The following is a 20,354-nucleotide window of genomic DNA, read 5'->3' as shown; positions in this document are numbered from 1 at the left end:
TCTTACTCCGCCGCTCGCGCCGCGCCGGGGGCACGGTGAGCAGCCTTGCTGTCTTGGGTCAGGGGGAAGGTCAGGCACACGCGGGCGCCCGACAGGGTTTCGGCATCCGCCAGCTTGAGCTCGCCGCCATGGTCTTCACAGATGCGTTTGACGATGGCCAGGCCCAGGCCCGTGCCCTTCTCGCGCGTCGTCACATAGGGCTCGGCCAGGCGATCGCGATCCTTGGCCGGCAGGCCGACCCCGTCGTCTTCTATGGCGAAGGTGGCGACGCCCCCCTCGACAGTCAGCCGGGCGATGATGCCGTTCGCGCCCGCCGGGACTGGCTCCCGTGCTCGCCTGGCGCTGACAGCCTCGCCCGCGTTTTTCAGAATATTGGCAAGGGCCTGTCCCACCATGCGACCGTCGCATTGCAGGACCACGTCCGGTAGGGGCTCGACCAATTCGACGCCGATGTCCGCCGCTGCAACACGCTGGGCGAAGACCGCTTCGCGCAACATTTCAGCCGGGTTCTCACGAGTAAAGCGTGGCGCGGGCATGCGGGCGAAGGAGGAAAACTCATCCACCATCCGCCCGATATCGCCAACCTGACGGATGATGGTCTCGGTGCAGCGGTCAAAGACCTCGACGTCGTCGCCGACCTGCGAGCGATACTTGCGGCGCAAGCGTTCCGCCGACAGCTGGATCGGTGTCAGCGGGTTCTTGATCTCATGGGCGATACGGCGAGCCACATCACGCCAGGCGGCGTTTCGTTGCGCCGTCACAAGGCGGGTGATGTCGTCGAAGGTCAGCACCATCTCACCGCCCTGTCCGCCTTCGATACGGACCCGCAGGCGGCGTGTCTCGCCATCGCGACTGACGTCGATATCTTCCTCGATGTGGGCCTCGGCGCGCTCGGACAGTTCAGCCAACTCCGGCGCGACCTCGGCCAGCAGGCGACCCTGGACATCCGCCTCGCTGATCGCCAGCAACTGACTGGCGCTGTCGTTGATGGCCGAGATACGCCCCAACCGGTCCAGACCAATGACCCCCGCGCTGACGCCTGACAGAACGGTCTCGATGAACCGGCTACGTCCCTGAGCGTCGTCGCTGGCGGCCTTTAGCGCCGCCTGTTGGGTCATGATATCCCCCGTCATGCGATTAAAGGCCTCGGACAGGACAACCAGGTCGGATGGCGCACCTGCGTTATCAACCCGCGCACTCAAATCGCCGCCAGATACCTGATCCGCCGCCTTTACCAGACGGCCGATGGGCGCCGAGATTGAACTCGCGGCCGACATAGCCAGCCACACAGCGCCCACAAGCACCAGCAGCGCCGTCTCCAGATAGCTGAGAGCGAAGGCGGTCTGAATTCGCGCCCGGCTTTCCTCGGCGGCCCGATAGGCGGCGATGGATTCCTCGCCGTTGCGCATCCGTTGGATAAGGCCGGGCGCCAGAGGCCGTACGACATAGAGGTAGGCGTGGCCGTAGTCGGGCAGCGGGTAGAGCGCCCGCACCATGTCGGGATTCTCGGTAACCGTCGTCGGCGCGACCTCACCGGCGGCCACCGTCTCGAAGGCCTCGCGTGGCGGCGCGACGTAAGGAGGCGCTCCAGGCTGCTCGCCGCTGGCCAGCACCTCGCCGTCGTCATTCAAAATGTAGAGAGCCGGATAGCCGAAGAACTCACCGATCTGCGCCAGGGCGCGCGAGAACTGGATGCGATTGTCGAACAGGGAACGCACGCCGCCCAGTTCAGTCGACATGGTCTCAAGGTCGACTTCCAGCCCTGCGCCGACATCGGCGACGTAGGCCCTCCCGATCTCGGCGCCGTTCTCGACCGCCGAGCGGACATTGGTGCTGAACCACTGATCCACGCCGCGGTTGACCAAGACCCCGAACACCAGGGCGATCAGAACAGCCGGGACGACCGCAACCAACGAGAACAAGGTGACGAAGCGCAGATGCAGCCGCGCGCCGGGATCGTTCCGGTTCCGCGTCAGACGCAAGACCCGCATGCCGATGACCGCCGCGAGCCCCCCGATAAGCACCAGATTGGCCAGAAGGATGAAGAGAACCGCCCGGCTGGCCGCAGTACGCGCATCTCCGCCCGTTGTCGCACCCGGCGCAATAGCCACCAACCAGATGGCCGCCGCCGTAGTCAGGAAGGCAACGGCGTAGGCCGTGCCGAAAAGAGCCCGAACACGGCTGCCGGAAAGACGCCCCCAGAGCGAACGCTCGGGGCTCTGGCCTTCAGTCTGCGCCGCGGGGAGTTCCGTCATCACCTCGCAGCTTCAACCAGCTGTGGCAGGTTTTCAACACCAGAGTTGCTGAATTGATCCACCGCAGGTCGCCAAAGCGCGGAAAGCGCCTGCTCGACTTCCAGCGGCGTCTCCAGCCGGCAAAGCCGCGCCTTGGCGGCGCGACGCTCCAGAGGATCATCGGGCCACGGCGCCTGCTCAATATACCAGCCCAGATGCTTGCGGAACATCTTGAGACCCAGAGGCAGGCCATAGAAGGCGACCGACCCGCGCAGATGCTCGATGACAATAGCCAGTCGCTCTTCGCGACCAGGCTCCTGCAATCGCGTCCCGTCGGCCAGCGCCTGTTCCAGATGGGCCGCTAGCCACGGGCGGCCATAGACCCCGCGCCCCAGCATCAGACCATCGGCCCCGGACAGGGTCAGGGCCTCTCTAGCCTGTTCCGCCGTGATGATATCGCCATTGACGATGACCGGAATAGACACCGCCTGCTTGACCTCAGCCACGGCTCCCCAGTCGGCGATGCCGGTGTAGAACTGTTTGCGGGTGCGGCCGTGCACGGTGACCGCCGCCACGCCAAGGTCCGCCGCCCGCCTCGCCAGTTCAGCGGCGTTGTGACTGTTCTCGTCCCAACCCAGGCGCATCTTGACCGTGACCGGTCGGCTGACCGCTGCGACAACCGCCGCCATGATGGCCGTTGCTCGTTCCGGCGTTCGCATGAGGGCCGAACCACAGGCTGCGCCGGTCACCTCTTTCGCCGGACAGCCGAAATTCAGGTCGATGATGTCCGCCCCGGCCTTCTCGGCCATGCGCGCGCCCTCGGCCATGACTTCCGGATCGCCGCCGACCAACTGGATCACGGTCAAAGGCAACCCCCCGCCCACGGCGGCGCGACGCACCACGTCAGGCCGTCCGCGCGCCAATTCAGCGGAGGCGACCATCTCGGTCGCCACATAGGCCGCGCCCAGCCTTGAGGCGAGCACGCGGAACGGCAGGTCGGTGATCCCGGTCATCGGGGCCATCAGCACCCGTCCGGCGATCCGCACGTCTCCAATTTGCAATCCTGCGTTCATGCCGCCCTTACCGCCGACTGTTCAGCCTCTCGTCAAGCGGAACTGGGGCGCTTAGAAGGCCGACATGGCATTCTCAGCAATCGTAGTAGCGGCCGGTTCGGGCTCCAGGGCCGGTGGCGACAAGCAGTGGCGGGTCGTCGGCGGCCGGCCCGTAGTGCGCTGGTCGGTCGAGGCTCTGCTGAAGGCGGGCGCCGATTCGGTCGTCGTCGTGGTCACGCCCGGCGCCGAACCACGCGCCGCCGAGGCCCTGGCCGGTCTGGCGGGATGGCGAACGGTCGCCGGCGGCGCCACACGCGCCGCCTCGGTTCAAGCCGGCCTCGCCGCGCTTGACGTCGCCGACGATGCGCCGGTTCTGATCCACGACGCAGCGCGCCCCTTCCTGAGCGCATCCGTAGTCAACCGCCTGCTCGACGCCTTGAGTGACGCCGACGGCGCCGTGCCCGGCCTGCCCGTGGCCGACAGCCTGCGTCGCGGCGCGGATGACCTGGTGGTGGGTAGTATCGACCGCGAAGGCTTATGGCGCGCCCAGACGCCGCAAGCTTTCCGCCTGAACACCATCCGTGACGCCTACGCCGCCTGGCGCGATACCGACGCCCCTACCGACGAAGCCGCCGTTGTCGAACGCGTCGGCGGTCGTGTGCGCCTGGTCGAAGGCGACGCCCGTTTGATGAAACTGACCTATCCTGAGGATTTCGCCATGGCCGAGGCCCTGCTGCCCAAGACTCTCCGCATCGGCCAGGGTTATGACGTTCATCGCTGGGGACCAGGAACCTCGGTCTGGCTATGCGGCGTCGAGATCCCGCACGACCAGACCCTGATCGGCCACTCGGATGCCGACGCGGGTTTGCACGCCCTGACCGACGCCATCCTGGGGGCCATCGCCGAGGGCGATATCGGCGACCACTTCCCGCCCAGTGATCCGAAATGGAAGGGCGCCTCTTCCGACCGCTTCCTGGCCCATGCGGCAGAGCGCGTAACTGCGCGTGGCGGACGGATCGTCAATGTCGACGTCACGCTGATCTGCGAGCAGCCCAAGGTAAAGCCGCATCGGCTGGCCATGCGCGAACGCCTGGCCGAACTGCTGAACCTTCCGCTCGACGCCGTCAGCGTCAAGGCGACCACGACCGAGGCCCTGGGTTTCACCGGCCGCGGCGAAGGCCTGGCTGCCCAGGCGGTGGCTTCGGTGGAACTGCCCGCCTAAACCTTGATGAGATTGGCGGACGCCCGCTCCAGAACAGCGGCGGGCGTTTCACCATCCTGCATCTCGGCCACGCCGACATCGAACTCAACTACGAAGGGCGAGCGGTCCTTGCCGGCGTCGAATGCGGTGCAGGCGATAACCGCCGAAATTCGCTCCGCCGCCATCCGCGCGGCCGCTGCTCCCGTCGCAGGCAACACCAGAGCGAACAATTCCGGCCCCAGACGCGCCGCCGTGTCTTCGACCCGCACCAGACGCGACACCATAGCGCCGATCTGAGGCATGGCGCGATCCAGCCAGCCGCCGCTACGAGCCTGGATGACCTGTTCGCGTTCGGCCACCCGCAGGACGCAGACTGACAGCGCCCGGTTGCGCAGCCGTGCGCCCTCGGCCACGCGCGCCAGATGCGAGGCGAACAGATCGCGCGTGAACAGTCCGGTCGCGGCATCCATAAGATCCGACCCGCGCACCGAATCCAGCGCCCGGCGAATGGCCTGCCGTCGACGATGGTTGCGCGCCAGAGCCAGCACTCGTTCAGCGGTTTCATCCTCAGGCGTTTCGGCCGCTGCAACGTCGGCGAAGCCGCGGCGGAACAGGTCGGCCAGTTCGACCCCGGCCGCGCCTCGCAGGTAGAGGATCAGTGGAATATGATAGAGACGGGTGTTCCGTTTCATGCCCGATGCAATCGACAGAGCGGGCGCATGATCCTGCCCCCCCCACAGCACGGCGGCGTCAAAGGCTCGCTCATGCAGATAGTCGAACGCCGTGTAGGGCGTGGGTGCTGCGACGACCTCGGCGCCCGCCGCCGCGAGAGCGTTGGCCATGGCCAGGAAACGACGATCGGCCGCGCCCGCCGTCAAAATTTGCAGGGGTGTTTCCCCCACATCGGGCGCTTGCAGCGAAACGCCATGAGCGGCGAAAGTCGCCTGTCTCAGGCGGAATTCCTCCTCGGCGATCCCGGCCCGGGTCAACTGCTCCAGCCGCAGGGCGGCCTGGGCCGGGTGTGGGGGTGACGACATCATCAGGTCGACATCGCCGCCCTCGACAGCGTCGCCTCCGATCATCAGGATTGGCAGGTAACGCGGCGCTGCGGCGTCCCGTAGCCGGGCGACCGTCGCCTGCCCTTCCAGCCCGCGTAGCGCCACTACAGCAGCGACGACCGCGGTATCCTTCAGCGCCAGGACGGCGGCGTCCGCCGTCCGCGCCGTGATCGTGGGCCACCCCAACTGGTCCAGTCCCTCGCACAGAGGGCCGACCAGGACGTCATCAACAGCGACGACCAGTACGCGCGGATCGGGATCCAATCAGTCTCTCCTAGGCCTGGTCGGTTCGCCCCCGACGCCGATGTTCCAAGCCGCTTCGATGATACCGACCACCTCGCTGCTCTAGCAATGGGGCGCGTATCGCCAGCGTTACAAATTCAACCCGAGCTCCGGGGTTTCCCCTTAGGGCGAATGAGGTTAATCGGTCGCTTTGAAGACTGCCGAGGCGAAGGCTTGAACCAGGAAACCCGTTTGACGGCCCTGCCCCTGTTCTGGGGCAAGCTGGCGGTTCGCGCGTTCACCCGCAGTTGGGGACGCGACGTTATGCTCTATACGGGCGGCGTCTCCTTCTTCGCCCTTCTGGCCGTCTTTCCCGCCATCGCCATCCTGATCGGCTTCTATAAGGTCGTCCTTTCCATCGGACAGGTCAGTGAACAGGCTGCGGCCCTGGCCGATGTCGTTCCTCACGCCGCGCGGTCCATCTTCCTGAACGAGATCAACCGCCTGGCGAACGCCTCGGCGCGCACGGTCTCGGCCCAGAGCGCCCTGGCCCTGATCATCGGCGCCTATGCCGCGCATCGCGGTTTCAAGGCCTTGCTAGCCGGGCTGAACCTGATTCACGACGAGACGGAGCCGCACGGCTTCTTCAAGTTCAACATGCTCGCCTTCCTCGTCGCCCTGGCCGCCTTCGTCCTGTTCACCGTGGTGTCAGGCGCGGTCGTGACCTCGCGACTGATGGAACACGCCCACGCCGAAGACCCGGTCGGTCTGCTGGTCCTGCCGCTGGACGGGCTGTGGCCAGCTCTGGGACTATGGCTCGGGCTGGCCATGCTCTATCGCTACGCCATGTCCCATGCGACGCGGGTTGCATGGAAGCCGGCCATTGTGGGCGGACTGATCGCCACCGTCATGTCCACCTTCTTCTCGTGGCTGTGCGCCATCTATGTCGAACAGATCGCCCAACTCGGGGCCACCTATGGCTCGGTCGGCGCAGTGGTGGTCCTGCTGATCTGGCTGTCGTGGAACGTCAACGCCATCTTCTATGGCGGCGCTTTCGCCACGGAACTGGAAATCGCCTGGAAACCTGAGGAACCCGAGGTCGAAACCGGCGCGTCAGTCGTCAACCTCTCGGAACGGCGCCAATCTCGACAGTAATGCGCAGGATTCCGTCCAGCTCCTCGATCTCGCATACAGTCCCGCCCAGATCCCCCATCAGATAGGGTACGTCGATCCGCGCCATCGGATCCGTGGCGAGCAGGATCAGGCGCACACCCGGAGCCTGCCCCGCCATCGCCTTGCGCAGCCTCAGACTGGGCACCGGGCAGCGGTGCCCTCGCGCATCGACCAGGACAGGCGCCGTCATGCGCTCACCGCGTCCATCAACAGGGCCAGGGCCACGCGAACACTTTCCAGCCTCACCGCCTCGCGCCCGATCTCGCCGAACTGACGCTCCACGTGAACAACGCCGCCCCTGGGTCCAACGGCGGCGAAATGCACCAAGCCGACAGGCTTTTCCAATGAACCGCCGCCTGGACCCGCTACCCCTGTGATGGACACCGATGCAGCGGCCCGAGAACGATCAACCGCCCCAAGCGCCATCGCCCGCGCCACGGGTTCCGACACCGCTCCGAACTGGGTCAACAGCCCCTCGGACACGCCCAGCAGTTCGGCCTTGGCCTCATTGCTGTAGGTGATGAAGCCCCGGTCCAGCGCCGCCGACGAACCAGCGACCGCCGTCAGCGCCCCGAACACCAGACCGCCGGTGCAACTTTCCGCCGTGGCGATCAGAACGCCCGCCTTGATCGCCGCCTGGACCACATTTTCGGCAGCAGCCTGAATATCCTCAGGGAACATGACTATGCGCTCCGTCTGCGAGTCGGGCTAAACCCGTTGAACAAGGGGTGGTCCTTTCGACCGCGCCGATGCCAGCGGATCGCGAATGACCGATTCCACCATGACGACGGCCTTTCGCAAGGTCGACGCGATAACACCCGCGCTGTTCGCCGTCGCCATATTCACGTCGGCGTCGCTGGTTTTTGTCATCCAGCCCATGGTGACGAAACTGGTCTTGCCCATGCTGGGAGGATCACCGTCGGTGTGGAACACCTCGATGGTCTTCTTCCAGACGGCGCTTCTGGTCGGCTATGGCTACGCCCACCTGCTGCAAAGGGTGCGATCCCTGAAGTGGCAGGCCGCCATTCATCTGACCCTGCTGCTGGCGGCGGCCCTGTTCCTGCCGTTGCAGATCAGCGGCCTGCTGGGCGAGCCGAACCCCGCCGCGCCTACCGCCTGGCTACTGGCCACGCTGGCCTTGTCGGTCGGTGCGCCGTTCGCCGTCCTGTCGGCGACCGCACCCCTGCTGCAGGCCTGGTATGCGCGGGTTCGCGCGGGCCATGCCGATGGCCAGAACCCCTATGTCCTCTACGCCGCCTCCAATCTCGGCAGCTTCCTGGCTCTGCTGGCCTACCCGGCCCTGATCGAACCCCTGATGTCCCTGTCAGGCCAAAGATCGACATGGACCGGAGGCTATGGCCTGTTCGTCATCCTGGTGATCGTGCTGGCCGCCGCAGTCTGGCGACGACGCGTTCGGGATACTGCCGAGCCCGCGCCCCTGGCTGTCAGCGCGCCCATCCCCTGGCGCGAGAAGTGCATACTGGTTCTTCTGGCCGCCGCCCCATCCAGCCTCATGCTGGGCGTCACCGCTCACCTCTCGACCGACGTGGCCTCGGCCCCCTTCCTCTGGGTTGCGCCTCTGGCCCTTTATCTGCTGACCTTCGTCATCGCCTTCCAGGCGAAGCCGTGGATCAGCTTGCCGACGACGCTCGTGCTGCAGGCCGCGCTCGGCGCTGTCGTGGTCAGTCTGGTGGGTATGAATACGGGCCAGTGGCTGCTGCTGTTGCTGGCACATCTGGCCGCCTTCTTCTTCACCGCCCTGATGTGTCACCAGCGGTTGGCCGCACGACGACCCGCGCCAGACCGACTGACCGAGTTCTACCTCCTGCTGTCTCTGGGCGGCGTGGTCGGCGGAGCGTTCAACGCCCTGATCGCCCCGACAATCTTCAACGTCGTGTGGGAATATCCGCTGGTTATGGTCCTTGTCGGCCTGGCCCGCCCGTGGGGCGAAGGTCCGCTGTCACGTCAGGACATACTCATTCTTCTGCTCGGCATCGGCATTGCCGCTGCACCGCCGATTATCCTGGAGTTCATGCGCTATAATCCCGACTTCCGTGCCTTGCTAAGCGACCAGGCGAGGTTGCAAATGGTGCAGGTCATACTCGGTGGCGCGGCGATCTGCGCCTTCCTGGTGCGTGATCGCGCGGTTCTGTTCACCATCATCATCGCTGTCATCACCCTGTCCGCCCATCACGTCGGGCGCGGTTATGACTGGAGCCTGTCCGAGCGCAGCTTCTTCGGCGTGATGCGCGTGGCGGTGACGCGCGACGACGGCATGGGCGGCGATGTGCATGTCCTGATGCATGGCACGACCCTGCACGGCGCACAGGCCCGCGCCCCCGGATTCGCCTGCAGCCCGACCATGTACTACGCCACCGCCACGCCCTTGGGTCAGGCGGCGCAGCGCATTCAGGCCCGCACGCCGGCGGCCAAGATCGGCATCGTGGGCCAAGGCTCCGGCGCCATGGCCGCCTACAAGCGCGCCGAAGACGAAATGACCTTCTTCGAGATCGACCCCATGGTGGACCGCGTGTCGCGCGATCCGTCCTGGTTCACCTATATCTCGCACTGCGCCGACGGCCCGATCCGCACCGTTCTGGGCGACGCGCGACTGACCATGGCCAAGGAAGCGCCAGGCACATACGACCTGTTGGTCATCGACGCCTTCTCGTCCGACGCTGTGCCGACGCATCTGCTGACGGTCGAGGCCATTGAGGGCTATCTGAACCTCCTGAAGCCCAACGGCGTCGTGGTTCTGCACCTGTCCAACCGCAACCTCGAGATCACCATGCCGGCCGTCGCCGCCGCACGCCAGTTGGGCGCCGCCGACCTGCATCAGATCTATATCGAGCAGCCCAATGCCCCCGAGATGTCCGAGGCCTCGACCGAAGCCCTGGCCATTTCACCGACCGCCGAGGGGCTCGCCGACTTCAAGGGCGACGGCCGCTGGCGCAAGCTGGCCCCGACCGGGGTACGGCCCTGGACCGACGACTACGTCAACCTGTTCGGCGCCCTGATCCGGCAGATGAAGGGCCACGGCTAGAGCCTGATCTGCAGACGCCGGATCAGGCTCATCGCTGTGTCTTGAGCGAATATCTGGGTTCGAATGCAATCGCATTCAGACCGATTTCGCTTAGGCCGCCCCCGCCACCCGCGCCAGATCGGCGGTGATCCGCTCGGCGACCTTCAGGCGGTCGTCAGGCGTGGGCCACTCGCCCTTCACCACGATCTTCTGATCGGGGCGGATCTTCCAGAAGGCCTGGTTCTTCTGGATCAGCCCCACCAGCCCCATCGGGTTGGGGAAGCTATTGTTGCGCAGGGTCAGCACCGCGCCCTTGGGCCCGATGTCGATTTTCTCGATCGAGGCCGTGCGGCAATTGGCCTTGATGCCGACGATCCGCAGAAGCTGTTGCGCCTCGTCCGGAAGCGGGCCGAAGCGGTCGATCAGTTCGGCGGCCATGGCCTCGCGGTCCTCCATCTTCTCGGCGTCCGACAGACGGCGATAGAGACTGAGGCGAACATTCAGGTCTGGTACGTAAGTCTCTGGAATTAGGACCGCCGCGCCGACATTGATCGACGGCGACCAGCCGCGGTCGGCCACTTCCTCGCCCTGCTCGCGCAGTTCGGCGACGGCGTCTTCCAGCATCTGCTGATACAGTTCGACCCCAACCTCGCGGATATGGCCCGACTGCTCGTCGCCCAGCAGGTTGCCGCCGCCGCGCTGATCCAGGTCGTGGCTGGCCAACTGGAAACCGGCCCCCAGGTTGTCCAGCGACTGCAGTACCTGCAGCCGCCGCTCGGCCGACAGGCTCAGCGGCCGCTTGGGATCGGTCGTAAGGTAGGCGAAGGCCCGTGCCTTGGACCGGCCGATGCGGCCCCGGATCTGGTGAAGTTGGGCCAGCCCGAACATATCGGCGCGGTGGACGATCAGGGTGTTGGCCGTCGGAATATCGATGCCGCTCTCGACAATCGTGGTCGAGACCAGGACGTCGTACTGCCCGTCGTAGAAGGCGCTCATCACCTCCTCCAGTTGGGTCGGGCTCATCTGGCCGTGGCCGACGACGAACTTCACCTCGGGCACCTGCTCGCGCAGGAACTTCTCGATTTCCGGCAGGTCCTTCAAGCGCGGCGCGACATAATAGGCCTGCCCGCCACGATACTTCTCGCGCAGCAGGGCCTCGCGCACCAGCACCGGGTCCCAGGGCGTGACATAGGTCCGCACCGCCAGACGATCGACCGGCGGCGTGGCGATGATCGACATCTCGCGAATGCCCGACAGGGCCATCTGCAGGGTGCGCGGGATCGGCGTGGCCGTCAGGGTCAGCAGGTGAACATCGGCCCGCAGGGACTTCAGCTTCTCCTTGTGCTTGACGCCGAAGTGCTGCTCCTCGTCGACGATCACCAGGCCAAGGTCCTTGAAGCCGACCTGTTCGGCCAGCACGGCGTGGGTGCCGACGACGATCTCGAACGTCCCGTCCTTCAGGCCCACGCGGGTCTCGTTGGCGTCCTTGGCCGTGACCATGCGCGACAGGTGCCGCACGGTGATCGGCCAGCCGGCGAAGCGCTCGCTGAAGGTCTTGAAATGCTGGCGCGCCAGGAGGGTCGTCGGACAGACGATCGCCACCTGCTGGCCTGTCATGGCCACGACGAAGGCCGCGCGCAGGGCCACCTCGGTCTTGCCGAAACCGACGTCGCCGCAGATCAGACGATCCATCGGCGTGCCCTTGCCCAGGTCTTCCAGCACGTCGCCGATGGCGTTCAGCTGGTCGTCCGTCTCCTCGTAGGGGAAGCGGGCGCAGAACTCGTCGAACAGGCCGGACGGCGGCGTGATGGCGTCGGAGACGCGCAACGCCCGCTTGGCGGCCAGGGCGATGAGGCCCTCGGCCATGGCGCGCAGGCGCTCTTTCGCTTTCGCCTTGCGCGCCTGCCAGCCTGCTCCGCCCAGACGATCCAGCTGAACCCCGTCGGCGTCCGTCCCGTAGCGGGTCAGAAGGTCAATGTTTTCAACCGGCAAGTAGAGTTTGCTGTCACCGGCGTAGAGCAGTTCCAGGCAGTCGTGCGGCGCCTCCTGGATCTCCAGCGTCTTCAGGCCCTCATAGCGCCCGATGCCGTGATCCAGATGGACGACCAGATCGCCCGCCGTCAGCGCCGAGGCCTCAGCCAGGAAGTTCGACGCCCGCCGCTTGCGCTTGGGCCGCGCCAGGCGGTCGCCCAGGATGTCGGTCTCGGAAATGACTGCGACCTCGTCGGTGACGAAGCCATGTTCGACCGGCAGGACGGCGCGCAGATAGATGTCCTTCGGCGCCGCCAGAACATCGTCCCAGTCGCGCACCGGCAGGACGTGGGTCAGGCCGTGGTCGCCCAGCATGGCCGCCAGACGCTCGGCCGAGCCTTCGGTCCAGGAGGCGAACAGCACCCGCTTGCCCTGCCCCTTCAAGTCCTCGGCGTGCTGGGCCACGGCGGCGAACAGGTTGACGCTGTCCTGCGAGCGCTCGGCGGCGAAGCTGCGGCCCAGACGGCCGCCGGCGTCCTCGCCCGTGCCGCCCGACAGCGGGGACAGGCGGCGCACGGCGCGGCCGGCCAAGGCGCTGTTCCAGTCGCCTTCGTCCAGATAGAGGCTCTGGGGCGCCGCGGCGCGATAGGCCGCGCCGCCCTTGCCCTTAGCCGCCTCCTTGCGCGCCTCATAGGCGTCGGTCGTCAGGTTCCAGCGCTCGGCGCGGGCCTGCTCCACCTGACTGTCGAGGAAGACCGGCGCGCTGTCCGGCAGGAAGTCGAACAGAGTGTCAAGCCGGTCGTAGAAGAGCGGCAGCCAGTGCTCCAGCCCCTGACGGCGCGCGCCCTCGCTGACGGCGGCGTACATGGGCTCGTCGCCCGGCGCGCCGAACAGGTTCAGATAGCCGCTGCGGAAGCGCGAGATGCTCTCGGCGTCCAGCAGAACCTCCGACACCGGCAGAAGCGCGACCTGCTTCAGTTGCTTGGTCGAGCGTTGCGTCTCGGGATCAAAGGCGCGGATGGATTCCAGCTCGCTGCCGAACAGGTCCAGACGCACGGGCTCGTCAAAGCCCGGCGGGAAGACGTCGATCACCCCGCCGCGAATGGCGTATTCACCCCGCTCCGACACGGTCGAGGCCCGCACATAGCCGTTGGCCAAGACATAACGTTCCAGCGCCGCCGTATCCAGATCGCGACCGACCCTGGCCTCGAACCCGGCCCCAGTGACGGCCTGACGCGGCGGCGTGCGCTGGGTCGCTGCGGCGATCGTGGCGACCACCAGCAGGGGCCTGTCGTCCGCCGGATCGCGTTGCGCCAGCCGGGTCAGGGTCGCCATCCGCTGCGCTGCGACCGAAGCGGTCGGGCTCAGTCGGTCATAGGGCAGGCAGTCCCAGGACGGATATTCAAGGACTTCAATATCCTTGGCGAAGAAGCTCAGCGTTTGCGTAAAATTGCCCGAGCGCTGATAATCACGCGCCACCAACAGGCCGACCCCGCCCTGCGCCTTCAGTCGTTCGGCGACGACCAACGCGTCCAGCCCCTCGGGCGCGCCGCCCAGTTCAACGTCACGCCGCGCCATCGCCTCGCCCATCAGCCGATACCCTTGGCCACTTCCGCCGCGACGTGTTCGCGCATGAAGGCCCGGATGCGCGCCAACATCGGCCCGTCGAACTCGGGCGGGGTCGGCTCCTTCTCGATGATCCAAGCGTAGAGGTACTGGTCCTCCTCGTTCAGGAGGTGCTCCAGCTGATCCAGCTCACCGTCGTCCATTGACGGACCGACCTGATCGACGAACGGCCCCAGCACCATGTCGGCCTCGCGGAAGCCGCGTCGCCAGGCGCGATACGAAATTCGACCGAGTCTTTGTTTCCGGGCGTCCTCTGGACGTGCATCAATATCGGCCACGCGGTTCCTTGCCCGGTCCGTTCATGTGAAGAGTTGGATCAGATAGCGTTCCCGTTCCGTTTTCGCCAGCTATGCTGAGGCTAATGCGGCCCGAGATTCTCTTTCCCCTGTTCGCGGACGTCTCCACCCTGAAGGGCGTGGGGCCGCGAAGCGCGCCCCTGGTTCACAAACTGGCCGGTCCGCTGGTGCGCGACGTTCTGTTCCTGTCGCCGTCCGGGATCATCCAGCGCCGCCGCACGACCGCCGCCGCCGCTGTCGAGGGCGAGATCGGCGTCTTCGACGTCCTGATCGACCGGCTGATCCCGCCGCACAAGATCGGCGCGCCGCTGAAGATGCGGGCCTCAGACGACACCGGCTTCGTCCACCTGATCTGGTTCGCCGGCTCGCCGCGCCATATCGAAAGCCTGGCGCCGCGCGGCGAGCGGCGGCTTGTGACCGGCAAGGTCGAACGCTTCAACAACGAGGTGCAGATCGCGCACCCCGACTACATCCTGCCGCTGGAAAAGGCGGACGAGATCCCGCTGTCCGAACCCGTCTATCCGGCGACGCAAGGGTTGACCTCGCGGGTGGTCAGGAAGCTGGCGCAGGGCGCGCTGGCGGCGACACCAGAGCTTGAGGAATGGCAGGACGCCGCCTGGCTAGCGGCCCGACGCTGGCCCGGCTGGCGCGCGGCGCTGGAAACCCTGCACGCCCCGACCTCTGAAATGGACCTGACGCCCGAGGCCCCGGCGCGTCAGCGTCTGGCCTATGACGAGTTGTTCGCCCACCAACTGGCGCTAGCCCGTCGTCGCCGGACGCGTCACGCCACACCGGCCCCGCGCATCGCGCCTGGCGAGGCCTCGGAACGGATGCTGGCCGCCCTGCCCTTCACCCTGACCGGCGCCCAGGCCCGCGCCATCGAGGAAATCCGCGCCGATCTGGCTTCCGGCGAGCAGATGGGGCGGCTGCTGCAAGGCGACGTGGGCTCGGGCAAGACCGCCGTCGCGGCTTTGGCCCTGGCTGACGCGGCCTCCAGCGGCTTCCAGTCCGCCCTGATGGCCCCGACCGAGATCCTGGCCCGCCAGCACTATCAGCGGCTGGCCCCAATGCTCGAAGAAGCCGGCATCACGACAGTCCTGCTAACCGGCCGCGACACGCAAGCCGAGCGGCGCAAGCGGCTGGCCGCCCTGGCTTCCGGCGAGGCTCAGGTCGCCATCGGCACCCACGCCCTGTTCCAGGATGCGGTGCAGTTCAACCGGCTGGCATTGGCCGTCATCGACGAACAGCACCGCTTCGGCGTCAACGAGCGCCAGCGGCTTCAGGCCAAGGGCGATCCGACCGTTGGCGGCGTCCACCTGCTGACCATGTCGGCCACTCCGATCCCGCGCACGCTGGAACTGATCCAGTACGGCGAACTGGAAGTCAGCCGCCTGATGGAGAAGCCGCCGGGTCGCACCCCCGTGGCTACCGCCGTCGTGCCGCTGGTGCGCATCGGCGAAGTCGCCAAGCGGTTGAAGGCGGCGATCGACAGCGGGGCTCAGGCCTATTGGATCTGCCCTCTGGTGGCCGAATCCGAAGCCATCGATCTGGCCGCCGCCGAGGAACGCGCCAACGACCTGCGCCGCATCCTTCAGGTCGAGGTCGGTCTGGCCCACGGCCAGATGCCCGGCGCTGAGCGCGAAGCCGTCATGGCCGAGTTCGCCGAGGGCCGCATTCCGCTTCTGGTCGCCACCACGGTCGTCGAGGTCGGCGTGGACGTGCCCAACGCCTCGATCATGGTCATCGAACACGCCGACCGTTTCGGCCTGGCCCAGTTGCACCAACTTCGTGGCCGCGTCGGACGCGGGGCCAAGTCAAGTTCATGCATCCTGCTGTACGGCGGTCAGGACGGCGCACTTGGCGAAACGGCTCGCGAGCGTCTGGAGACCCTGCGGCGCACCGAGGACGGCTTCGAGATCGCCGAGGAAGACTTCCGTCTGCGCGGCGGCGGCGACCCTCTAGGCCTGAAACAAAGCGGCTTCCCCGCCTATCGCTTCGCCGATCCGATCAAGCACCGCTCGCTGATGCTGGCGGCCTCCGACGACGCCCGCCTGATCCTGGGCCGCGATCCCGACTTGACCAGCCCACGCGGCGAGGCCGTTCGGGTGCTGGAAGCCCTTTTCGACTGGCGCAACGACCGGCCAGGCGTGGATTAGAAGCCGACCACCCGCTTCACGGCAGCCCGAACGCGATCGGCCGCCACTTCACCAGCGCGCGCGACTTCCGATGGGCGTGGTTTTGGGCGCGGCGTGGTCGCTATATCGGGACAGGCGACATAGGACGCGGCGCGTCTCTGAGTGATGTCTGACAGACACTCCTTCTGGGTCGCTACTTGCGGCTGACAGAGCTTGACCCGAAAGTTCCGCCCAACTTCGCGACGCATCCAGCGGTCCACAGCACGTTCACGTGCAATCCACGGCCATATGCTTGCTTCCTCCGGAAGTCGCCTGATCATCCAGTCTCTCAGGGTCTCCGTAACGGCATAGGCATGGGCGTCCAGCGCGCCGTGCACGGAGACAAGCCCGTCGCACGTCTCCTGGACCCCTACAGGCTCGCGCGCTCCCAGATACAGCAGGTCCCATCCCGGAGAATTCAGCGCAGACAAGAGTGCACCAGCGTCCCCAGCAGGGATCGCATCATCTTCCATGATCAACACCCGCGCCCACCCGCGTTCATGAGCTTCTCGCAGGGCGCGGGCGTGGGACAGGGCGCAACCTGCGCGCCCCGCCCAGGTCCGGTCGCGCTTGCGCCCCCTGAACCAGGGCGACCGCCCGTAACCGGTCAACTGCTGACCATCCGACGCCGAAAGTCGCACGACCTGATCCCAGGGCAACAGGTCGCGCCAGGCCACCTGAAACGCCTCCCATCGATCCGGGCGACGATCCAGATTCACGACGATCACGCCATCGACGCCAAAAGTCCGGGAACCGTCAAACGCCATCGATCTTTTCCCAAGCCTCGATCCGATTCAGGGCATCAGCTTCTATATCGGCATAAAACAGGTTGAATGACGGCGCCTTTCGACGATCCGCCCAAGACCCCTTGGGCCTGAAGGATTCTGAATTCAACGGGGAACGCCACAGTATACCCGCACGACACTCCGCCGCCACGATGCGGCTCTGAAAGGCCGGGCGCGCGCCCCACTCCAGATTTGTGGCATTGGTGGCGCCGCGACTGTCGCGCATTGCCGAAACAGGCTGATCAACAGAACCGGTCACGGGATTGACGCAGGCGGTCGGCGCCCCATCGGCGCCGTCAAGCGCGCCACGCTCGTTCCAGACCAGGGCGCGGCGCAACAAGCGCTTGGCCTCGGCGTCGTCCCCTTCCTGCACAGATTTCCAGGCCAGGACACAGCCGACCTGATCGGGTCTCTCACACAGCGGAATGTTACGCGCGCGCTCTGCCGGAACCAGACCCTCCATAAGGTATGCCGCTACAAGTCTTTGTTTTAATAGCGGATCAATAGCTACCCGGTCATGCAGCAGATGATCAACAAGGTCCGCCCCCTGTTCCACGCCAGCCAGGATAATGGGCCCTGTCGGATGTGCCTGAAGCCAGTGCGTGAAGGCGGCGTCGATGTCCTTGTAGGCGAACGCCCGCGCCTCTCGCGCGTCCTCCCGCATTGTCAGACGCGTATAGAGGTTCGCCTGGCGATAGTACGGGGCGCTGACATCGCCGGCCCGAGCAAATGGCCCGGCGTAGTTGGGAAGGACGCTGCGTCGCAGCTCCGTCGCCGAGTCACGATGGTCGATCGGGCCATTCCAGTCCCTGCCGCCTTCATAGGTCGTTGAATGGACAAAGAAGATGTGCGCGGAACCCGCACCAGGCGCGCGCGCGTCGTCAAGCGCCCAGGACGCAGCCTGTTCATAGTTCGGGGCAGGCGGCGGATCATAGGTCTGAAACGGCACCTGGGGGTCCAGTCCAGCCTTGAGAATATCGCCTCTCCAGACGGCGACGGCGGCGACCAGAATGAAGACCAGCACAAATCCCGTGTAGCCGACCCACTGGCGCAAGGTCAGGCTGGGCATCTTCATCGATAGGAATCCGGCTGGGCCAGGAAGTCCTGGACGTAGCGGCGCACGCCTTCTTCCAGCGGCGTCGACTGGCCGCCGTAACCGAGGGCACGGATGCGGTCCATGCTGGCCTCGGTGAAGTACTGATAGCGGTCGCGGATCGCCTCGGGCATGTCCACATAGGCGATGGACGGCTCCTTGCCCGCCGCCGCGAAGGTGGCGCGCGCCAGGTCGGCGAAGGAACGCGCCTGACCCGATCCGGCGTTGAACACGCCCGAGATATCCTCGCGCTCCAGCAGCCACAGGATGATGCCGACCACGTCGTCGACGAAGACGAAGTCGCGCAGCTGGCCGCCGTCGGGGTAGTTCGGGTTGTGCGAGCGGAACAGGCTGACCGTCTCGCCCGCCTGCACCTTGGGCCAGATCTGGGCGACGACAGACTTCATCCCGCCCTTGTGACCCTCGTTCGGGCCATAGACGTTGAAGAACTTCAGCCCGGCCCACTGACGCGGCGCCTCGCCCCGATCGGCCTGACGTACGGCATACTGGTCGAACAGATATTTTGAGAAGCCATAGGCGTTTAGCGGACGCAGAGCATTCAGGTTCTCAGGATCGTCGCGGTCCTCGAACCCGGCCTCGCCGTCGCCGTAGGTAGCCGCCGAGGAGGCGTAGATCATCCGCACATTACGCACCGCGCACCAGTCCCAGATGTCGCGCGACAGGCTGAAGTTGGTGTGCAGTATCAGGTCGGCGTCCGGCTCGGTCGTCGAGGAGATGGCGCCCATGTGGATCACCGCCTCGATGCGGTCGGCGTGACGCTCCAACTGCTCGAACAGTTCCTCCGGCGCCCACAGGTCGGCGATCGGATGTTTGGCGATGTTCTTCCACTTGGCGAGATCGGCCGTCTCCAGCCGGTCGCAGACAACCACGTCCCAGGCGCCGGCTTCACAAAGCCGGGCGACGATGTTCGAGCCGATGAAGCCCGCGCCGCCCGTGACGACAATCATGCGCGGCGTCATGCCATGTCCCCGGTCATCTTCTCAATCGTCTTCGTGGTCGAATAGCCGTCGGCGAAATCGGCCAGGCGGACCACGCCGCCCCAGCTCTCGACCTCGGCAGCGCCAACGACCTTGTCCTTGGTGTAGTCCGAGCCCTTGATCAGCACGTCGGGCTTCAGTCGCTCGATCAGGGCGATGGGCGTCGGGTCATCAAAGGCCGTCACACGATCCACGCTGGCCAGACCGCCGATGACGGCGGCGCGGCTATCCAGATCATTGACGGGGCGCCCCTCGCCCTTCAGGCGGCGCACCGAGGCATCGGTGTTCAGCGCCACCACCAGCCGGTCGCACCAGTTGCGCGCCTGGGCCAGATAGGCGACGTGGCCGCGGTGCAGGATATCGAAGCAGCCGTTGGTGAAACCAACCTTCAGGCCCTGACGCTTCCACGCCTCGACCTGATCAGCCAGTTCGTCCAGCGGCGTGACCTTGGAGTGCGCCAAGGCCGCATGCTGGCTCATCTCGGCCTCGATCAGTTCGGCGGGGGTGACCACGGCCGTGCCGCTCTTGCCCACGACGACGCCCGAGGCGAGGATGGCGAACTGCACGGCCTGTTCCAGCGTCGCGCCCGCGCCCAACGCCAGCCCGAGCGCGGCGAGACAGGTGTCGCCGGCGCCCGAGACGTCGAACACTTCGCGCGCCCGGCCGGGAAAGTGGCTGACGCCGCCCCCGCGCCTCGCCAGGGTCATGCCCTTGCCTGCGCGGGTGACGATGACGGCCTTGGCCGTGGTGGCGGCCAGCAGGGCGGCCAGCGCCGCCTCGACCTGTTCGTCCGTCTCGGTCGGCAGACCGGTGGCGCCCGCCAGTTCGCTGGCGTTCGGCTTGATGACGTCAACCGCGCCATAGCGGGCGAAGTCGCGGCCCTTGGGGTCGACGATGACCGGCGCGCCGTATTCGGCCCCGGCCCACAGCGCCGCCTGAATGGCGCCGTCGTCCACCACGCCCTTGGCGTAGTCGGACAGGAGGATGGCGCCCGCGCCCTGGAACACCGCCTTGTCGTCATAGCCGGAATGGGTCGCGGCCTCGTCGTCCAGACGCAGCAGTTGCTGGCCGGCGGCGACGAAGCGCGTCTTGACGATGGTGGCTGCGCCTTCCGGTCGGATCAGGGCGTCGTCGATCCGGTCCTCGGCGGCGATCAGCTCGGCCAGTTCGGCGCCCGCCGCGTCATCGCCCGCCACGGCGCCCAGACGGGCCTGACCGCCCAGGGCTGCGACGTTGCGGGCGACGTTGCCCACGCCGCCGGGCATGGCCACGGTGCGGCGCGCGCGCAGAACGGGGATCGGCGCCTCGGGCGAGATGCGGCTGACCTCGCCATAGACATAGCGATCCAGCATCAGATCGCCGACGCAGGCGACCTTCAGGTCGCGCACGCGCTCCAGCAGGGACTGCAGGGCGCCGAGATCAAGAGAACGTTCAGCCATGACGCCGAAC

15 protein-coding genes are annotated in these 20,354 nt (G+C 66.5%); 4 read left to right on the top strand and 11 right to left on the bottom strand.

The features are described from left to right. Positions 1–2 precede the first annotated feature (2 nt). Positions 3–2,255 carry a sensor histidine kinase NtrY-like gene (locus IFE19_RS08110; RefSeq protein WP_207827103.1) on the bottom strand — a complete coding sequence of 751 codons (2,253 nt, stop codon included), beginning with the start codon at positions 2,253–2,255 and terminating at the stop codon, positions 3–5. Then, positions 2,255–3,307, bottom strand: coding sequence for a tRNA dihydrouridine synthase DusB (gene dusB, locus IFE19_RS08105; RefSeq protein ID WP_207827102.1), 1,053 nt, complete (start codon positions 3,305–3,307; stop codon positions 2,255–2,257). Before dusB ends, IFE19_RS08110 begins: the two co-directional genes overlap by 1 nt. A 64-nt stretch (positions 3,308–3,371) precedes the next feature. Between dusB and IFE19_RS08100 the strand changes: the two genes are divergently transcribed. Next, on the top strand, positions 3,372–4,508 hold the full coding sequence (locus tag IFE19_RS08100) for a bifunctional 2-C-methyl-D-erythritol 4-phosphate cytidylyltransferase/2-C-methyl-D-erythritol 2,4-cyclodiphosphate synthase (RefSeq protein ID WP_207827100.1): 1,137 nt from the start codon (positions 3,372–3,374) through the stop codon (positions 4,506–4,508). Here IFE19_RS08100 and IFE19_RS08095 read toward each other — a convergent pair. Next, a complete protein-coding gene (locus tag IFE19_RS08095; protein WP_207827098.1) occupies positions 4,505–5,809 on the bottom strand; it encodes a diguanylate cyclase domain-containing protein in 1,305 nt (434 codons plus the stop codon). The genes IFE19_RS08100 and IFE19_RS08095 overlap by 4 nt on opposite strands. A gap of 282 nt (positions 5,810–6,091) precedes the next feature. Here IFE19_RS08095 and IFE19_RS08090 point away from each other — a divergent pair, with 282 nt between their 5' ends. Next, positions 6,092–6,922: a YihY/virulence factor BrkB family protein gene (locus IFE19_RS08090; protein ID WP_207827476.1), complete on the top strand. Its 831-nt coding sequence runs from the start codon at positions 6,092–6,094 to the stop codon at positions 6,920–6,922. Here the strand turns inward: IFE19_RS08090 and IFE19_RS08085 are convergent. After that, positions 6,888–7,130, bottom strand: coding sequence for a sulfurtransferase TusA family protein (locus IFE19_RS08085; protein ID WP_207827096.1), 243 nt, complete (start codon positions 7,128–7,130; stop codon positions 6,888–6,890). The two genes, IFE19_RS08090 and IFE19_RS08085, sit on opposite strands and share 35 nt — an antisense overlap. Beyond that, positions 7,127–7,621: a CinA family protein gene (locus IFE19_RS08080; RefSeq protein ID WP_207827095.1), complete on the bottom strand. Its 495-nt coding sequence runs from the start codon at positions 7,619–7,621 to the stop codon at positions 7,127–7,129. The genes IFE19_RS08085 and IFE19_RS08080 overlap by 4 nt, the downstream gene beginning before the upstream one ends. Before the next feature lie 85 nt (positions 7,622–7,706). On the opposite strand from IFE19_RS08080, the gene IFE19_RS08075 reads away from it, so the two are divergent. Continuing rightward, positions 7,707–9,983 carry a spermidine synthase gene (locus IFE19_RS08075; RefSeq protein ID WP_207827094.1) on the top strand — a complete coding sequence of 759 codons (2,277 nt, stop codon included), beginning with the start codon at positions 7,707–7,709 and terminating at the stop codon, positions 9,981–9,983. 90 nt (positions 9,984–10,073) lie between these two features. Here IFE19_RS08075 and mfd read toward each other — a convergent pair whose 3' ends face one another. Together mfd and IFE19_RS08065 are read right to left on the bottom strand one after the other, a co-directional pair. Further along, a complete protein-coding gene (gene mfd / locus IFE19_RS08070) occupies positions 10,074–13,523 on the bottom strand; it encodes a transcription-repair coupling factor (RefSeq protein ID WP_207827093.1) in 3,450 nt (1,149 codons plus the stop codon). Then, positions 13,523–13,837: an FAD assembly factor SdhE gene (locus IFE19_RS08065; RefSeq protein ID WP_207827092.1), complete on the bottom strand. Its 315-nt coding sequence runs from the start codon at positions 13,835–13,837 to the stop codon at positions 13,523–13,525. The genes mfd and IFE19_RS08065 overlap by 1 nt, the downstream gene beginning before the upstream one ends. Positions 13,838–13,920: 83 nt before the next feature. Between IFE19_RS08065 and recG the strand changes: the two genes are divergently transcribed. Further along, a complete protein-coding gene (gene recG, locus IFE19_RS08060; protein ID WP_207827091.1) occupies positions 13,921–16,011 on the top strand; it encodes an ATP-dependent DNA helicase RecG in 2,091 nt (696 codons plus the stop codon). On the opposite strand, the gene IFE19_RS08055 is transcribed toward recG, so the two are convergent. From IFE19_RS08055 to rfaE2, 4 genes are read right to left on the bottom strand one after another with little or no spacing between them, the layout of a single operon-like run. Then, complete coding sequence (locus tag IFE19_RS08055; RefSeq protein ID WP_207827090.1) at positions 16,008–16,796, bottom strand: glycosyltransferase family 25 protein; 789 nt, start codon at positions 16,794–16,796, stop codon at positions 16,008–16,010. The genes recG and IFE19_RS08055 overlap by 4 nt on opposite strands. Next, a complete protein-coding gene (locus IFE19_RS08050) occupies positions 16,786–17,889 on the bottom strand; it encodes a DUF3089 domain-containing protein (protein ID WP_318780470.1) in 1,104 nt (367 codons plus the stop codon). The genes IFE19_RS08055 and IFE19_RS08050 overlap by 11 nt, the downstream gene beginning before the upstream one ends. After that, positions 17,886–18,887: an ADP-glyceromanno-heptose 6-epimerase gene (gene rfaD / locus IFE19_RS08045; RefSeq protein ID WP_225910454.1), complete on the bottom strand. Its 1,002-nt coding sequence runs from the start codon at positions 18,885–18,887 to the stop codon at positions 17,886–17,888. The genes IFE19_RS08050 and rfaD overlap by 4 nt, the downstream gene beginning before the upstream one ends. Further along, complete coding sequence (rfaE2, locus tag IFE19_RS08040) at positions 18,884–20,344, bottom strand: D-glycero-beta-D-manno-heptose 1-phosphate adenylyltransferase (protein ID WP_207827089.1); 1,461 nt, start codon at positions 20,342–20,344, stop codon at positions 18,884–18,886. The genes rfaD and rfaE2 overlap by 4 nt, the downstream gene beginning before the upstream one ends. Positions 20,345–20,354 lie beyond the last annotated feature (10 nt).

The organism is Brevundimonas pondensis (assembly GCF_017487345.1).
Lineage (GTDB): Bacteria > Pseudomonadota > Alphaproteobacteria > Caulobacterales > Caulobacteraceae > Brevundimonas > Brevundimonas pondensis.
This window is presented reverse-complemented; position numbering and strand designations above follow the sequence as displayed.

Coding starts and splice junctions, on each gene's coding strand:
- rfaE2 (WP_207827089.1), bottom strand. CDS start 20,344: ATGGCTGAACGTTCTCTTGATCTCGGCGCCCTGCAGTCCCTGCTGGAG.
- IFE19_RS08075 (WP_207827094.1), top strand. CDS start 7,707: ATGACCGATTCCACCATGACGACGGCCTTTCGCAAGGTCGACGCGATA.
- IFE19_RS08110 (WP_207827103.1), bottom strand. CDS start 2,255: ATGACGGAACTCCCCGCGGCGCAGACTGAAGGCCAGAGCCCCGAGCGT.
- IFE19_RS08055 (WP_207827090.1), bottom strand. CDS start 16,796: ATGGCGTTTGACGGTTCCCGGACTTTTGGCGTCGATGGCGTGATCGTC.
- IFE19_RS08090 (WP_207827476.1), top strand. CDS start 6,092: ATGCTCTATACGGGCGGCGTCTCCTTCTTCGCCCTTCTGGCCGTCTTT.
- IFE19_RS08085 (WP_207827096.1), bottom strand. CDS start 7,130: ATGACGGCGCCTGTCCTGGTCGATGCGCGAGGGCACCGCTGCCCGGTG.
- mfd (WP_207827093.1), bottom strand. CDS start 13,523: ATGGGCGAGGCGATGGCGCGGCGTGACGTTGAACTGGGCGGCGCGCCC.
- recG (WP_207827091.1), top strand. CDS start 13,921: ATGCGGCCCGAGATTCTCTTTCCCCTGTTCGCGGACGTCTCCACCCTG.
- dusB (WP_207827102.1), bottom strand. CDS start 3,307: ATGAACGCAGGATTGCAAATTGGAGACGTGCGGATCGCCGGACGGGTG.
- IFE19_RS08050 (WP_318780470.1), bottom strand. CDS start 17,889: ATGAAGATGCCCAGCCTGACCTTGCGCCAGTGGGTCGGCTACACGGGA.
- rfaD (WP_225910454.1), bottom strand. CDS start 18,887: ATGACGCCGCGCATGATTGTCGTCACGGGCGGCGCGGGCTTCATCGGC.
- IFE19_RS08100 (WP_207827100.1), top strand. CDS start 3,372: ATGGCATTCTCAGCAATCGTAGTAGCGGCCGGTTCGGGCTCCAGGGCC.
- IFE19_RS08080 (WP_207827095.1), bottom strand. CDS start 7,621: ATGTTCCCTGAGGATATTCAGGCTGCTGCCGAAAATGTGGTCCAGGCG.